Here is a 15,471-nt window from a genome sequence, read left to right on the forward strand (position 1 = left end):
ATTACTGACCTTCTCCGACAATCGTTTCTGGGCGGGATACCGGTTTACCCTCGAGCAGGCACTCGATGGCATGGGCAACACCGTGCTCCACATTGGTCAGCGTTATGGCTTTGGCTAATGCCTGGATTTCGGGTTCGCCATTACCCATGGCGATGCCGAGTCCTGCCATTTTTAACATGGAGACATCGTTGAAGTTATCGCCAATAGCTACTGTATCCTCCATGGAGATGTTCAGGTGAGCCGCCAGTTTGGTGAGGGCATTACCTTTGGAGACGTCCGGGTGCTGCATTTCGAAGTTATGCTCAAAGGATACAACCATAGCGACATCAGATCGGGAAGAGAAGTATTCTCGTCCTGTCTTTACTTTGTCCGGATTCATGGAGAAGGCCATAATATTATAGATGTAGGCTTCTGCCGGAATTTCGAGATGGCTGTTTACGCGGTGGTAGTCTTTTTTGTCATAGTGTTTCTTGATGGAGCGAATCATGCGTGCAATGTCCTCACCAGGGTTCGAACCAAGAACACGTTCCATCTCGGCGAGCAAGGTCTCATGACTGCTACGCGGGGCATAGATGCCTTGTTGCGTTGAAGCCTCATAATAGACATCATGATCTTCCAGCCACTGCATGACGGAAGCTGCTGTATCACGCTCAAGCGGAAGATGGAATAAACGTTCACCGTCTGCGTCATGAATTGTCGCTCCGTTGGAGCCGATAATTGGGGTTTTGATTCCGCCTTCGCGGCTGATGGTCACAACATCGGAATAGACACGTCCTGTTGCGATGGTAACTTTCATACCGGATTGCTGGGCCTTTTGGATGGCTGCGGCATTCTCCGGGCTAATCTGGCTATCTATGTTCAACAAAGTTCCATCTAAATCTGTGGCAAATAATTTCATATATTTACAACTCCTTATCATCTGTTGGTTCAGGAATGAGAATCTCAACCTGTTGTTCGGCTAGAAAAACAAGCCATTCTTTGGTTGGCCATTGATCCGTAATCAATACATCCACCAACGACCAGTCGGCAAAACGATAACCATAACGTCTATCAAACTTGGATTGATCTGCAAGAACAACAACTTTCTTGGCAGCTTTCATCATTTGGTGTTTAATTTTCCCTTCCTCTTCGGAAGCACTGAAGCCATCCATGGTGATACCGCCAATTCCGATAAAGGCTTTATCTACATAATAGTGGGAGAGGGTCTCGATAACAGAGGTACCGTAGACATAACGTTGTTCCTTATCTACTTTGCCTCCGAGCAAACGAATCTGGACAGCAGTGTGATTGGAGAGAAGATCAGCGGAATGAATCGAATTGGTAATGACGGTACAGGATTTGCCGTTTAAGTTCTCGGCACAGGCCTGCACAGTCGTGGAAGAGTCCAGAATAATGATCTCGCCTTGCCTTACAATGGCCGCAGCGAGTTTTCCGATGGCCCTCTTTTCCTCAGATACATCGAGTAAACGGTCTTTGTAGGATCTGAATTCTTGCGGAGGAGGGGGGAGAATCGCGCCGCCACGTGTTCGGATAATGGCATCCTGTTCCTCAAGCTTAATCAGATCCCTGCGTGCAGTATCCCGTGATACATCAAACAAGGCGACAATATCATCGGCTGAGATGCGATTGTGTTTGCGTAGATGTTCAACAATGAGCTGCATTCGTTCTTCTTGAAACAAACATGTCACCTCCGAGTGTATGGATGACCGTACTTATACTGATACTTTAATTATAAGTATTTTTAATGTGATTTGCAATATTATAAGTGAACGTAAGTTTTTATAAGTGTTTTGATGAATGATTTACATTGTTCCTGCACGGGGATGACATTGGCATGAACGGGAGGTGGCTAATAAAGGGGCTCGGAAGAACAGTATGTAATGGGCAAAAAGGCTTGAAAAATAAATTTTAAAAAAAGTATTGCAAGTTCAAATTGTCCTGTGGTATACTCATTCTTGTCGCCAAGAAAGACAACTTGTTATTAAGGCCCGTTGGTCAAGGGGTTAAGACACCTCCCTTTCACGGAGGTAACAGGGGTTCGAATCCCCTACGGGTCATATCTTCACCACCTCATGAGATCTACATTTTCGATGAGTAATCCTCAAAGTCATTGCTCTTATAGACAAGAATGAAGCATGGCACATCCGGTGAAGTTTACAGCAAGAGCCATTAGCTCAGTTGGTAGAGCACCTGACTTTTAATCAGGGTGTCGAAGGTTCGAGCCCTTCATGGCTCACCATTTTTACAATTGAATATGCGGTCGTGGTGGAATGGCAGACACGCTATCTTGAGGGGGTAGTGGGTGTATACCCGTGGAGGTTCGAGTCCTCTCGACCGCATCACAGCAACAATATAAGATAGACTTCTATGATCATTCATGGGAGTCTATCTTTGTGTTATACGATATACCTCATCCTGTTCCAGGCATATAAAGGCTGAGCATTCAGGAATAATGTGGTATAATTCAAGCAGATGAGTTGATTATTACGGTTGGAAGGCGGTTCTTGTATGCAGTCGATCTATGAGCGAATTGAACACCTGATTGCCGAACGAGGAATGACCAAGAAGGCTTTCTGCCAACAGCTGAAGATTAGCACAGGCAATCTGGGTGATTGGAAACGTGGCAAGTCTATTCCGAGTACGAATAAATTAATTGAGATTGCTTCGTTTTTTGATGTGAGCCTCGACTGGCTCATGATTGGACGTCCATCGAAGGAAGCGATGGTTCGGGAAAAACGGGAGGATTATTTTTTTGACGTTTTGCGGCAATTGAATTGCCAAGAAAGTGAATTATCGACTGTGGAACAGTCTTTTATCAGCGAATATATTGAGTTCACCCGTTACCGTAAATCCAAGGAAAGCAAGGATGCTGGCGACTATCGCTATAAACCTGAGAACAAATCAGAGAACGATTCTGAGGAAAACGAAGCGTAAGTGATATGAGCAGCATCCATAGACTGAATGTACAAAAACCTCTGGACTAATCCGAACACACTCGGAGACAGTTCAGAGGTTTTTTGGTGTTAACTATGCTTGATGCCCTTATTTACGAAAGACAAGAGTTTCTTTGCCCAGCAGATGGGGGCGGAGTGTGTTCCAGATATGAAGACACTGCTCCTGAAGCTCCCAAGCTGCCATGCCAAGGAGTCGAACGCCGATGCCTCCGGTTGCCAGCAAACTTGCACCTGCGAGCATTCGTCCATCTGGTGGCAGCGCGGATCTGACTTGCTCCAACTCCACAGTACCAAGCCCCGGGGCGATCATCCATAACGCAGCAGTATGTGTGTAGTGAAGGAGAGACGCCGAGTGTTTGGGATCATCGGTATCCGGTTCGAGTCCGAATCGATCCCAGACAGCCAGTTGCTCACCTTGCCATATCTCCGTCAAGCTGCGGTAACGCTCGAATTGGAACGCTTCTCCCCGATGAATCCGTCCGGCAGACCAGATATCTGCATAGGCCAGGATTGCCTGTTCTTCCAGCTCAAAGGTTACAGCGAGCGAAGAAGAACTTCCCTTGAAGGGAATGACGCATTCAGGGAAGTATTCCAGCGTGGCCCCTTTTCCCAACCGAAAGTGATGATTAACGGATGAAGGAATGGAAGGTGTGGGATGGAGTCTGGTAGCAGATGTGCTGCTCAACATGACATGGGTGCCTTCACCTAATTCCCACTCGGAATGATAAAGATCCCCGTTAAGGACTCCGGGCGAGACGTCTGACGTGTACACACATAATTCGGTTCCGCCTCCGGGAGGTCGAAAGGATCGGCTAAACCTGAGCGGTGCGCTGTAATAACGATCGGTCATGACAGTCCGGTCGCCTTGAAAGGCAAAGGTGGCCCGAAGCTCGCTGCGGCGTGTGACGGGCGCACCTGCACTTTCATTCCTATTTATCTCTGTTCCGGTGGGGACAGAAGATGAATTAATGCGAGTGAGTGCCATGTTCATGGCTGTGTGAATGCAGATGTGCAGCGGAAGCATCGTCATCCATATATTGATGTTCAAGCCAGTGGACAATCTCGGACACACCTTCACCGCTCATTAGATTAGACATGACATAAGGGCGGCCTTCGCGTACCCGCTCGGTATCATTTTTCATAACTTCCAGGCTTGCTCCAACATAAGGGGCGAGGTCGGTTTTGTTGATTAACAGCAGGTCTGAGCGCGTGATGCCGGGACCGCCTTTGCGAGGGAGTTTCTCTCCTTGAGCAACGTCGATAATGTAGATGAACACATCAGCGAGTTCCGGACTGAATGCAGCGGAGAGATTGTCGCCGCCGCTTTCGATGAAGATCAGTTGCAGATCCGGGAAACGTTCAATTAACTCATCAACTGCTTCGAAATTCATGGAGGCATCTTCACGAATAGCCGTGTGAGGGCATCCGCCTGTCTCTACGCCGATAATGCGCTCTGGTGCCAGTGCATTCTGACGCAGCAAGATTTCGGCATCTTCCTTGGTATAAATGTCATTCGTGATGACAGCAAGGCTATAACGTGTACGCAGTGCCTTGGACAGCTTCTCCACAAGGGCTGTTTTACCTGAACCTACCGGTCCGCCAATTCCAATTCGCATCGGACGACTCCGATCAAATGCTTTACGTTCCCACTCCGGATGATGCGTATGATTATCTCCTCCACACATAACAATTCCTCCTAAGTTAGATAAAAGTTGTAGTTAAGACATAAACAGCCGCGCGGGTAAGGTCTCATGCCGCATGGCGTAGATTTCCTGGGCAATTCCGAAGCTGTGCATATCTTCCGGGTCATTTTCCCGAATGAGAGCCCATTCCGCTTCGATATCATCAAGCAGTTTCTGAATCAACATCTGCGCTTCGGTTTGTCCGATGGGCAGCAGGCGAAGTGCGCTGTTCACATAAGCGTTCACTGAGGTATACAGATGCCCGGTAACGGCTTCATCCAATTCAATCTCCAATTGATAGTTGATATAACCGTGAATGGTCGTGATGCCACAATACGCGCCGTATTCCCGTATGGCCTCATCAATTAGGGAAAAGTCCATCCATGGATAGAGTGAACGGGCCAGCTTGAGCAGTCGTTTTCCCATTTTGTGGCCGCTTTCCCTAAGTTCCCGAGGGGAGCGCTGGGCGTGGACACGTTTATCATACAGGGCAAGTAGAGCGGCATCTTGCTGTTTTATCGCCTGATAGACGCCTTTGATGGCAAGACCATCTAGTCGTACAAGACTGGAATGAAGCTGGCTGCGAATAAACTGTTCAAGCTGCGCGGTATTCCGCACGGTGCCATCATGCGTGTAAGCTTCCAGACCGAAGGAGTGGGAGAAACCACCGATGGGCAGGGCCGAATCCAGCAGCTGAACATAACGGAGTAGCTTCGTGCCACTATTCATCATGAGTGCCCCCTTATTAGCTAATCCGTATTCCTATCAAAACATAAAGTACCGCTGTGCCATAGGCAACTCTTCTGCGGGTTCGCAGGTGAGAAGCTCACCGTCGGCGCGTACTTCATAGGTTTCGGGATCGACTTCAATGACAGGGGTGACGTCGTTATGAATCATGTCTTTTTTGCTGACTGAGCGACAGCCTTTAACGGGTTCAACCCGCTTTTTCAGGCCCAATGATTCTTTGATCCCGGCATCTGCTGCGGCTTGGGAGACAAAGGTGATTGATCCGCTGGCAATGGCGCTACCATAAGCTCCGAACATCGGTCTGCCAAATACGGGCTGAGGTGTCGGGATGGACGCATTGGGATCACCCATCTGGGCAAATGTAATCATGCCACCCTTGATGACAATCTCGGGTTTAACACCGAAGTAGGCCGGTTTCCATATGATTAGATCTGCCAGCTTTCCAACTTCCACCGAACCGACGAGATGACCGATTCCGTGTGCGATAGCTGGATTGATGGTGTACTTGGCGACATATCTCTTGATCCGATCGTTATCGGAAGGTGAGTTCGGGTTGAGTTCAAGTTTGCCGCGCTGTTTTTTCATTTTGTCGGCTGTCTGCCAGGTGCGGATAATGACTTCGCCCACTCGGCCCATGGCTTGTGAATCGGAACTAATGATGCTGAACACGCCAAGATCATGCAAAATGTCTTCGGCTGCGATGGTTTCGGGACGAATCCGCGAATCTGCAAAAGCTACATCTTCCGGGATGGAAGGGTCCAGGTGATGACACACCATCAACATATCGAGATGCTCTTCTACAGTGTTGCGTGTGTACGGTCGTGTTGGGTTGGTTGATGAGGGGATAACGTAGGACTCCCCAGCGGCCCGGATAATATCCGGTGCGTGTCCGCCACCAGCGCCTTCCGTATGGTACGTGTGGATCGTCCGGCCGTTGATTGCAGCCAGGGTGTTTTCGAGAAATCCGGTTTCGTTCAATGTATCGGTATGGATAGCCACTTGAACATCATGTTCCCCGGCGGCAGTCAGGCAGGCATCGATAGCGCTTGGGGTAGTGCCCCAATCCTCATGCAACTTCAGGCCGATTACGCCCGCTTCAATCTGTTCGATTAAAGGTGCGGTGTTGGAACTGTTACCTTTGCCAAGGTAACCGATGTTCATGGGAAAAGCCTCTGCCGATTCTAACATCCGGTGGATGTGCCAGGCTCCTGGTGTGCAGGTGGTGGCTTTGGTTCCTGTTGCCGGTCCTGTTCCGCCGCCGATCATGGTCGTGACCCCGGAGGATAATGCAGTCTGAATCTGCTGTGGGCAGATGAAATGAATATGGGTATCAATACCGCCAGCGGTTACAATCATGCCTTCACCGGCGATGATTTCGGTGGAAGCACCGATGACCAGTGCGGGATGAACACCATCCATTGTATCCGGGTTGCCGGATTTGCCAATGGCGCAGATGCGACCATCTCGAATGCCGATATCCGCTTTTACAATGCCCCAATGATCGATGATGATGGCGTTGGTGATAACAGTATCGGGAGTGCCGTCACTGCGAAGTGCAGAGGTGGACTGGCCCATCCCATCGCGGATGACCTTGCCGCCCCCGAACTTGCTCTCATCACCGTAGACGGCATAATCATGTTCAATCTCTGCCCATAGTTCGGTATCCGCAAGTCTTACGGCATCACCGGTTGTGGGTCCAAACATGGACGCGTATTGTTCGCGGCTCATTCGTTTCATGAAGGTTCACCTCCATCTTGTATGGGAGGGGAGAACGTCTTCAGGAATGCCTCCAGTTTCAGTGGATCAGGAGCTTGATCCGCAGAGCCTTCGGTTAATCCGTTGAACCCGTGAATCTGGCGTTTGCCGCCAAAGGTCGTGAGTTCAACCGGTTTCTCTTCACCAGGTTCGAAGCGAACTGCGGTGCCTGCCGGAATGTGCAGACGATGTCCAAAAGCTGACGTGCGATCAAAGTCCAGTGCTGCATTAACTTCATAGAAGTGAACGTGAGAGCCGACTTGGACGGGGCGGTCGCCGCGATTAAGGACAAGGAGTCGTAGGGTTAAACGATCCGGATGACAGATGATGTCGTCATCTGGCTTCAAACGGTATTCACCAGGAATCATGGTTTCTCCTGCCTTTCTCAGCGTATAGGTTCATGTACAGTAACCAGTTTTGTACCGTCAGGAAATGTGGCTTCTACCTGTACTTCAGGAATCATATCGGGAACACCATCCATACAGTCTTCGCGTGTCAGGATGGTGCCTCCGTATCTCATTAATTCGGCAACACTCATTCCATCCCGTGCTCGTTCCATCAGTTCGGAGGTCAACAAGGCGATGGCTTCGGGAACATTCAACTTAAGTCCGCGTGCTCTTCGTTCACGGGCGAGGTTAGCGGCCACGGTAATCAGGAGTTTTTCCTTTTCCTGCTCAGTCCAGTGCAAGGCAATCCGACCTTTCGCTTATAATGTCTGATATGTTCATGGATCATATTGTATGTTAAATATACTCACACAGGGTGAATCCTTTGTCAATAAGCTTCAAGGCATATTAGCAGTATGCATGAAACGAGTAGGCATGAAATAAAATTATGTAAGCTATATTGACATGAAGAGAGTAACCCTCCATAATTTGGATCAACGAACATTTCGGACGCAAATGACCTTAATGTTCGTCAATAGACTAAAAAAAGGGAGTGTAGGCTATTGAAGAAGAGGTCGGTCAAGTTATGGAGTATTTTGCTGGGTGCGGTCATTGTGATGACAGGATGTGTGGAGGGCACTGCGCCGCCTGAGGCTTCAGGTTCAGGTGGTACAGGAGAACCATCTGCATCCGGTGATACGATTAAAGTTGGCATTCTTCACTCTCTCAGCGGAACGATGGCGATCAGTGAAGTATCTGTTAAAGATGCGGAGATGCTTGCCATTGAAGAGATTAACGCCGCTGGCGGAGTTTTGGGTAAACAGATCGAGCCTGTAATTGAGGATGGCGCTTCGGATTGGCCTACTTTTGCGGAGAAGGCTGGGAAGTTACTGCAGCAGGATAAGGTTGCTGCTGTATTTGGTGGATGGACCTCTGCAAGTCGGAAGGCTATGCTCCCAGTGTTTGAACAGAACAAGGGTCTATTGTTTTACCCGGTGCAATATGAGGGATTGGAATCGTCGCCAAATATTTTTTATACAGGAGCAACAACCAATCAACAGATCGTTCCATCCGTAACCTGGTTACTGGAGAACAGGGGCAAGACGTTTTATCTGCTCGGTTCAGATTATGTATTCCCAAAAACGGCCAATCAGGTCATTAAGGCGCAACTCGCAGCAGAAGGCGGCGAAGTGGTGGGTGAGGAATATACACCGCTGGGACATACCGATTATAGTACGATCATTAGCAAAATCAAGGCTGCGAAGCCGGATATTGTATACAATACACTGAACGGAGATAGCAATGTGGCCTTCTTCAAACAATTGAAGGATGCCGGAATCTCCTCGGATCAGATGACAACCCTCTCGGTAAGTGTGGCGGAGGAAGAAATCCGTGGTATTGGCGCAGACGTATTGAAGGGACATCTGGCTTCGTGGAATTATTATCAGACAACAGATACACCTGAGAATGCAACATTTGTTGCCAAGTATAAAGAAAAATACGGTGCTGATCGAGTGACAGCGGATCCGATTGAAGCGGGATATGTGGCGGTTTATCTCTGGAAGGCGGCGGTGGAAAAAGCAGGATCAACCGACGTGGAGAAGGTGAAGGCAGCTGCCAAGGGTCTGGAGTTTGATGCCCCGGAAGGTAAGGTAACCGTGGATGGAGAGAATCAGCATATCTACAAAACCGTACGGATCGGTGAGGTGCAGGAGGATGGGCAGTTCAAGGAATTATGGAATTCTGGTGAGCCTGTCAAGCCGGACCCTTATCTGAAAACGTATGAATGGGGAGCAACCCTCAGCGCTAAATAACATAGAAACCTCGCAATAAAACAGGCAACTCGCTTCAAAGCAGCTGAAACATAAACGAGGGTGTGACAACACATCCTCTTACCGTATCGCGGTAAAGCGTTACTGTGATGTGAAAAATGTTACTGCCCATAATTGAATTCATGTGAAATATCGAGAGTCACGGTATGGAGGAGGGGATAGCGATGGATATGTTTATCCTGCAGATGTTCAATGGTCTGAGTATCAGTTCAATTCTGTTGTTGATTGCATTGGGGCTTGCAGTAACGTTTGGGCTGATGAATGTCATCAATATGGCTCACGGTGAACTGATCATGATCGGTGCATATGCAACATATGTAACACAAAATCTGTTCATGTCCTATGCTCCAGCAACGTGGTTTGGTGCCTATTTTGTTGTGGCTCTGCCGATTGCGTTCATTGTAGCGGCTCTAATTGGCTGGTTGCTTGAAGTGGTTCTGATCAGGCATCTGTATGGCAGGCCGCTTGATAGTCTGCTTGCGACATGGGGTGTAGGCATGATGCTGCAACAACTGGCCCGTACGATATTCGGAGCGCCGAACGTGGGAGTATCCAGTCCGGCTTGGCTCAATGGGGGATTGGCGATCTCGGATGGTATTGTATTTCCGTATAAACGAATCTTCATTATCGCACTGGTTGCGGTGGTGCTGCTGTGTATGTATCTCTATATCTATCGAACATCTTCCGGAAGACGAATGAGGGCTGTAATGCAAAATCGGAGCATGGCGGGGTGTCTTGGGATTTCGACCCGGCGGGTGGATGGCATGACCTTTGCGATTGGTTCGGGCATTGCCGGAATTGCTGGCTGTGCATTAACGCTCATTGGTCCGATTGGTCCTTCGCTTGGTACGTATTATATTGTGGATGCGTTCATGGTCGTTGTTCTGGGTGGCGTTGGGAAATTGGTTGGAACCGTGTGTGGTGCATTGGGGATTGGTATGTTCAACACGCTGTTCGAAACCTATACCTCGGCCTCCATTGGCAAGGTGCTTGTGTTTGTATGTATCGTTGCTTTCCTGCAATGGAAACCACGCGGATTGGTCGCGATGCGCACACGGAGTCTCGATTAACGTGAAAAAGGGGGTTAGTTCATGTCCGCTTTACTCAAGACTGGCAGTCTGAAAATGAGGATTATCTGGGCGGTTGTACTGATCATGATGTGTCTTGCTCCACTAATCTCCACGGAGTTTCGTCTGAGTCTGTTAGCCAAGTTTTTGGCGCTGGCAATCCTGGCCATCGGTCTCGATCTGATCTGGGGATATGGGGGTGTGTTGAGTCTTGGGCATGGGGTGTTCTTTGGTCTGGGTGGGTACGCGATGGCGATGTATCTGAAGCTTCAGGCCAGTGGAGCAACACTTCCTGATTTCATGGGATGGAGTGGTCTCAGTGGTCTGCCGTGGTTCTGGGAACCGTTTCGCTCTTTCCCGGTGGCGCTGTTATTGGGGATAGCCCTTCCGGCATTGCTTGCCTTTGCCCTGGGGTGGTTTACGTTCCGTAACCGGATCACCGGTGTTTATTTTACCATCCTGACTCAAGCCTTGGTTCTCATTACGGTAACACTCTTTGTTGGTAAACAGGAATGGACGGGTGGGACAAATGGCATCACCGGATATAATTCGATCTTTGGTTTTACACTTCATTCCGCTGGAACGACGATTGCTCTCTACTATATAACGCTTGCTGTTCTGGTGATCGCTTATATGCTCTGTCGTCGAATGGTGAACAGTCGGTTCGGCCAAGTGCTCGAAGCTGCGCGTGATGGAGAGAATCGGGTGCGATTCCTCGGATATGATCCGGCAGGATATAAAACGCTGGCTTTTGCTTTTTCCGGTGCGCTTGCAGGTATCGCGGGCATGTTGTTTGTTCTTCAGGTGGGTATTATCTCGCCATCGATGATGGGGATTGTACCCTCCATTGAGATGGTCCTGTGGGTTGCATTGGGTGGTCGCGGTACGCTTATTGGAGCGGTTATCGGAGCGGTGGTGCTGAATGCAGCCAAAACAGGCATAAGTGAGGCTTACCCCGAGGGGTGGCTGTTCGTCATTGGTGGACTCTTTGTAACAGTAGTTTTGTTCATGCCAAACGGTATTGTAGGTGTATATCGTCATGTCGTTCGCTTGCTGAAGCGGAGAGGAGAGAGTGCGCATGTCCAAGTCACTCGGGAAAAACCTAAAGTCTACTGAGGAATCAGCGGTGTTGGTAGCCGAGGATATTACGGTAGCCTTTGGTGGGTTCGTTGCTGTCAAAGGCATGAACCTGAAGTTGCATGAACATGACCTGCATTTTCTGATCGGACCCAATGGTGCTGGAAAAACAACGATGCTGGATGTGATATGTGGCAAAACAAAACCCATGTCCGGCTCGGTGAAGATGGCGGATGGCACGGAATTAACACGACTGAAGGAGCACCAGATTGTTCGCAAAGGTGTGGGACGCAAATTCCAGGCGCCATCGATCTTTGCGGGTCTGACGGTGCAGGAGAATCTGACGCTGGCGGCGGAGACTCGCCGTTCCCCTTTGCAAGCCATCGGTATTCGTCGATATGGGAAAATGAGTGCTGCCATGGAGCATGTTACCCTCCAGATTGGTCTGCGAGACCGCGTTGATGCTCGTGCAGGAGCGTTATCGCATGGGGAGAAGCAGTGGCTGGAGATCGGCATGCTGCTTCTGCAGGAGCCACGGGTGTTGTTGCTGGACGAACCAGCCGCAGGCATGACGGATGAAGAAACACACAAGACCGGGCGACTTCTGCAAGAGATTGCGCGTGAGCGCTCGGTTGTGGTGGTGGAGCATGATATGGAGTTTGTGCGAGAGTTCGCAGCCAAGGTAACGGTGATGCATGAAGGAAAACTGCTGAAGGAAGGTACGATGGCGGAGGTACAGGCAGACCCGAAAGTGGCGGAAGTGTATCTGGGCAAAAGGAGGGATGACCATGCTGTCGCTGCAACGAATTGAATCCGGCTACGGGGAAAGCAATGTGCTTCGTGGTGTGAACCTGGATGTACAGCCTGGACAGGTGGTGTGTCTGATGGGCCGTAACGGTGTGGGGAAAACAACGTTGATGAAAACATTAATGGGGCTGCTCAAATCACGCAAGGGCAGTATTCAGTGGCAAAATCAGGAGTTATCCACCTTGGACTCAGCCAAGCGGGCAAGGGCAGGGATTGGTTATGTACCGCAGGGGCGGGAGATTTTCCCGCAGCTTACGGTGAAAGAAAACTTATTGCTCGGTCTGGAGACAAGTGCACCGGGAGTAAAAACGTTCCCGGAGGATGTACTGGCGATGTTCCCGGTGCTTGCTACGATGTATGGACGGCAGGGCGGGGATCTGAGTGGTGGACAGCAGCAGCAGTTGGCATTCGCCCGGGCATTGGCTTCGCGTCCGGGGTTGTTGCTACTGGATGAGCCGACAGAAGGCATCCAGCCTTCTATCGTGGAGGACATTCGGCAGGTTATTTTGCAGCTCAAGGCAAAGGGGGACCTCTCGGTTCTGCTGGTAGAGCAGAGTATTGATTTTGTACGAAGTGCCGCAGATTACATCTATATCATGGACAAAGGAACCATAACCCTGCATGGGACACCGCAAGAACTGGATATGTCGCAGTTTGAACATCATCTCTCCGTATAGTTGTAGTTAGTCGGCCAGTGGAGAAAGGTTTTAGGAGCGCTTGTCCAGGATATTCGAGTATTTCGGATATAACCGCCGGATGCATTCCGGACAGATGTCATGCGTGAATTCGGCGTGGGTATGCTTCTCCAGATAACTCTCAACGGAGTTCCAGTGTTCCTCTTCGTCCTTGATTTGTTTGCAGACAGCGCAAATAGGCAGCAGTCCGCGCAATGTGCGCACTTCAGACAATGCTTTCTTCAATTGGTGTTCTGTCTTTCTTTGTTCGGTAATATCCATGTGTGCAATTAAAGCGAGATCGGTATCCAGAATTGAATTTGAATAAGATAGAGGGGTGAGTTCTACACGAAACCACCTCTTTTCGTTGTATACAGTATACACGCAGATGTCATATGTATGATTTTGATTAAAGGGTATTCCGCGTTCTTTCAAATTCTGTGCGACAAGTGCCATGTTAGCGTTCTTGCCTCGTTTTGCCCAGGCTTCCGTCAGGTGCAGGTAGTGTCTATGACTACTGTGTATATCCGGGTTTGGTGAGCATTGACCAAGTCCCTGTTGCCAGGCACGGTTACAACTTTGGATAATCCAATTGTCATCAACAATGATGAGCTGGTGACGTATGGACTGGAACGACAGCCTCTCCAGATCGGATGTAACATGTCTCATGGATGAGACCCTCCTTTGGCAGAAATCTTATCTCAGTTCATCTGGAATATCCAAAATATCAGCGACCAGGTGTCTGAATCGGGTTGCTTTGCGTGTGCCGTGAATAAGATTGGATAAACGATAGGGTGGGATGCCATGCTGTTCACAAAAGGTCTTCTGGTCCACTTGAAGTTCGGTTAGCCGTCGTTTGATGGCCCATCCGAACGGAGTAACTGGTTTTTTCTTGTTCAAAAGGGTTCACCCCTGGTTAGAATGTAGTATTCAGCCGCTCTTTCTTCATGTAGATTATATAGAAATGCGAGCTGTATGTTTCATTATATACGTAAATTCGTCATCTAACAATTAAAAAAGACGGAAAAAAGTGTATTTTGTGATTATAAATGGCGTAAACACGTAAATAAAACAAATAAAATGACAAAAAACACGTCGGCAAGGAGGTTGCCGCGTGTTTTTTAGTTTGTTTGAATGAAGGGGAGCAGGTATGAGGAGGAAGAGGATTAGGCCCTGTAGGCATGAAGTCCAGCTCCGAGCATATGGAAACTGGGGAAAAACGATTTCATGGACATCGAGGTTGGCTGTGCCAGTCCATCCGCAGCCGAGGCGCTGACGGTCTTCCATTCATTCTCCAGATCTGTGGCCAGGCGGACCATCAGATCCTTGGTTGTATCGTTGTTCAGGGGAATGACTTTGGAGGCTTCGGTTATGCAGGCATTCATGGCTGAATGCAGGTAACCAAGGACCGCCTCCTCGACCGGGATGTCGAGGTGGTGGTTAATCCAGGCGTGAACAGTGGAGAGGCAGCCAACCGAATCATATTTGGCAAAGATCTGTTCGAGCTGGCTGAATTCAATCCAGGGGTGCAGAGCGCGTGCGAGTCTGATCAATCGTTTACCCATGGCGGCAGCTTGTTCTCTGAGATCTCCAGGGGTTCGCTGAACATGGACGAGCTTGTCGATCAGAGCTATCCGCCATGTATCCTTGTGATCTGTTGCGGTATAGATGCCTTTGATAGCCATACCTTCAAGACGAACGATGCTCGGATGCAACTGACAACGCATGAATGATTCGAGATCTTCAGCATTACGAATGGTACCCTCCCTGATATGGATATCCATGCCGAAGGAATGGGTGAACCCTCCAACCTGAATAGAGGAATCAAGCAGTTTGACATAATCGAGCAGCTTATTCCCACGGTTCACAATCATTCGCCTCCTGTGTTCGTTTAATGTCACTTAAAGTAACATTTATGTTCCTTTTTGTTTGCTTTGTGTTTAGAAATCCGAATTATATGATAGTTATCATCCCATGAATGTCCGCTTTTTGTCAATAGTATCCGTGAAATTTAATGGATTAAATCTGGGATTTAATATTTGTGTTATTTTATATAACTTATTGTGTTATTTATTTTGCGAAGTGCAGGGAGGACTATATATAAGGAAGGACTATATATAAATGAACCAACAAGATCGGCTCTTACCTAAAGAGAGGGGATCAAATCTAATCATATGCAGTTCATGGGTAATGATGACGAGATTATGCGATTTTTGATGAAAATGCCTAGCTGAAAAAGAAGTATTAAAAAATACTTTACTTTTAGTTCTGAACCCGGTATAATCAATTCTGTTGCCGATTATTTACGACATGCGGTCGTGGTGGAATGGCAGACACGCTATCTTGAGGGGGTAGTGGGCGTATGCCCGTGGAGGTTCGAGTCCTCTCGACCGCATCATATGAACGATTAAAAAGCAGCTTTCCATTAATGGGAAGCTGCTTTTTTTGTCTTTTTCGAACAGTATGACATCTGGGTTGAAAAAAGGCCAT

The 15,471-nt window shown here is 48.7% G+C and carries 17 protein-coding genes and 4 tRNA genes; 10 read left to right on the forward strand and 11 right to left on the reverse strand.

Annotation, left to right across the window (positions count from 1 at the left end; translation table 11 throughout):
• Position 1 precedes the first annotated feature (1 nt).
• Both V6668_RS07145 and V6668_RS07150 read right to left on the reverse strand, forming a co-directional pair.
• On the reverse strand, positions 2-898 hold the full coding sequence (locus tag V6668_RS07145) for a Cof-type HAD-IIB family hydrolase (RefSeq protein WP_338708032.1): 897 nt from the start codon (positions 896-898) through the stop codon (positions 2-4).
• A 4-nt stretch (positions 899-902) separates the two neighbouring features.
• A complete protein-coding gene (locus V6668_RS07150) occupies positions 903-1,679 on the reverse strand; it encodes a DeoR/GlpR family DNA-binding transcription regulator (RefSeq protein WP_017690024.1) in 777 nt (258 codons plus the stop codon).
• Positions 1,680-1,985: 306 nt separating this feature from the next.
• Between V6668_RS07150 and V6668_RS07155 the strand changes: the two genes are divergently transcribed.
• From V6668_RS07155 to V6668_RS07170, 4 genes are all read left to right on the forward strand, one after another.
• Positions 1,986-2,057 (forward strand) — tRNA-Glu (locus V6668_RS07155).
• A 106-nt stretch (positions 2,058-2,163) separates the two neighbouring features.
• Positions 2,164-2,239 (forward strand) — tRNA-Lys (locus V6668_RS07160).
• Between the two features lie 17 nt (positions 2,240-2,256).
• A tRNA-Leu gene (locus V6668_RS07165) sits at positions 2,257-2,339 on the forward strand.
• Between the two features lie 169 nt (positions 2,340-2,508).
• The gene (locus V6668_RS07170; protein WP_036610863.1) at positions 2,509-2,934 is read left to right on the forward strand and encodes a helix-turn-helix domain-containing protein; all 426 of its coding nucleotides are present in this window, start codon (positions 2,509-2,511) and stop codon (positions 2,932-2,934) included.
• Between the two features lie 108 nt (positions 2,935-3,042).
• On the opposite strand, the gene V6668_RS07175 is transcribed toward V6668_RS07170, so the two are convergent.
• Genes V6668_RS07175 through V6668_RS07200 form a run of 6 tightly spaced genes read right to left on the reverse strand, consistent with a single transcriptional unit; the run spans position 3,043 to position 7,826 of the window.
• Positions 3,043-3,945 carry an urease accessory protein UreD gene (locus V6668_RS07175; RefSeq protein ID WP_338708033.1) on the reverse strand — a complete coding sequence of 301 codons (903 nt, stop codon included), beginning with the start codon at positions 3,943-3,945 and terminating at the stop codon, positions 3,043-3,045.
• Positions 3,920-4,639 (reverse strand): urease accessory protein UreG, encoded by a 720-nt coding sequence (ureG, locus tag V6668_RS07180; protein WP_338708034.1) that lies wholly within the window; start codon positions 4,637-4,639, stop codon positions 3,920-3,922. The genes V6668_RS07175 and ureG overlap by 26 nt, the downstream gene beginning before the upstream one ends.
• 33 nt (positions 4,640-4,672) lie before the next feature.
• Positions 4,673-5,368: an urease accessory protein UreF gene (locus V6668_RS07185; RefSeq protein ID WP_338708035.1), complete on the reverse strand. Its 696-nt coding sequence runs from the start codon at positions 5,366-5,368 to the stop codon at positions 4,673-4,675.
• Between the two features lie 33 nt (positions 5,369-5,401).
• Positions 5,402-7,120 carry an urease subunit alpha gene (gene ureC / locus V6668_RS07190; RefSeq protein WP_338708036.1) on the reverse strand — a complete coding sequence of 573 codons (1,719 nt, stop codon included), beginning with the start codon at positions 7,118-7,120 and terminating at the stop codon, positions 5,402-5,404.
• The gene (locus tag V6668_RS07195; protein ID WP_047842024.1) at positions 7,117-7,506 is read right to left on the reverse strand and encodes an urease subunit beta; all 390 of its coding nucleotides are present in this window, start codon (positions 7,504-7,506) and stop codon (positions 7,117-7,119) included. The genes ureC and V6668_RS07195 overlap by 4 nt, the downstream gene beginning before the upstream one ends.
• 17 nt (positions 7,507-7,523) lie before the next feature.
• On the reverse strand, positions 7,524-7,826 hold the full coding sequence (locus V6668_RS07200; RefSeq protein WP_076209470.1) for an urease subunit gamma: 303 nt from the start codon (positions 7,824-7,826) through the stop codon (positions 7,524-7,526).
• A 261-nt stretch (positions 7,827-8,087) separates the two neighbouring features.
• On the opposite strand from V6668_RS07200, the gene urtA reads away from it, so the two are divergent.
• From urtA to urtE, 5 genes are all read left to right on the forward strand, one after another.
• Positions 8,088-9,338: an urea ABC transporter substrate-binding protein gene (gene urtA / locus V6668_RS07205; protein WP_338708037.1), complete on the forward strand. Its 1,251-nt coding sequence runs from the start codon at positions 8,088-8,090 to the stop codon at positions 9,336-9,338.
• A 182-nt stretch (positions 9,339-9,520) separates the two neighbouring features.
• On the forward strand, positions 9,521-10,426 hold the full coding sequence (urtB, locus tag V6668_RS07210) for an urea ABC transporter permease subunit UrtB (protein WP_101314096.1): 906 nt from the start codon (positions 9,521-9,523) through the stop codon (positions 10,424-10,426).
• 21 nt (positions 10,427-10,447) lie between these two features.
• Positions 10,448-11,539: an urea ABC transporter permease subunit UrtC gene (urtC, locus tag V6668_RS07215; RefSeq protein WP_127544208.1), complete on the forward strand. Its 1,092-nt coding sequence runs from the start codon at positions 10,448-10,450 to the stop codon at positions 11,537-11,539.
• The gene (gene urtD, locus V6668_RS07220) at positions 11,502-12,311 is read left to right on the forward strand and encodes an urea ABC transporter ATP-binding protein UrtD (protein ID WP_338708038.1); all 810 of its coding nucleotides are present in this window, start codon (positions 11,502-11,504) and stop codon (positions 12,309-12,311) included. Before urtC ends, urtD begins: the two co-directional genes overlap by 38 nt.
• Positions 12,289-12,984, forward strand: a complete 696-nt coding sequence (urtE, locus tag V6668_RS07225; RefSeq protein ID WP_338708039.1) for an urea ABC transporter ATP-binding subunit UrtE — start codon at positions 12,289-12,291, stop codon at positions 12,982-12,984. Before urtD ends, urtE begins: the two co-directional genes overlap by 23 nt.
• Before the next feature lie 30 nt (positions 12,985-13,014).
• Here the strand turns inward: urtE and V6668_RS07230 are convergent, their stop codons facing one another.
• The 3 genes from V6668_RS07230 to V6668_RS07240 all read right to left on the reverse strand — a co-directional run bounded on the left by V6668_RS07230 (position 13,015) and on the right by V6668_RS07240 (position 14,849).
• Positions 13,015-13,650, reverse strand: a complete 636-nt coding sequence (locus tag V6668_RS07230) for a hypothetical protein (protein ID WP_338708040.1) — start codon at positions 13,648-13,650, stop codon at positions 13,015-13,017.
• Between the two features lie 27 nt (positions 13,651-13,677).
• Positions 13,678-13,881, reverse strand: a complete 204-nt coding sequence (locus V6668_RS07235; protein ID WP_017690011.1) for a hypothetical protein — start codon at positions 13,879-13,881, stop codon at positions 13,678-13,680.
• A 266-nt stretch (positions 13,882-14,147) separates the two neighbouring features.
• On the reverse strand, positions 14,148-14,849 hold the full coding sequence (locus V6668_RS07240; RefSeq protein WP_161799427.1) for an urease accessory protein UreF: 702 nt from the start codon (positions 14,847-14,849) through the stop codon (positions 14,148-14,150).
• Between the two features lie 444 nt (positions 14,850-15,293).
• Here V6668_RS07240 and V6668_RS07245 point away from each other — a divergent pair.
• Positions 15,294-15,376, forward strand: a tRNA-Leu gene (locus V6668_RS07245).
• The last annotated feature ends 95 nt before the right edge of the window (positions 15,377-15,471 follow it).

The sequence above is a fragment of the Paenibacillus amylolyticus genome (genome assembly GCF_036894225.1).
GTDB lineage: Bacteria > Bacillota > Bacilli > Paenibacillales > Paenibacillaceae > Paenibacillus > Paenibacillus amylolyticus.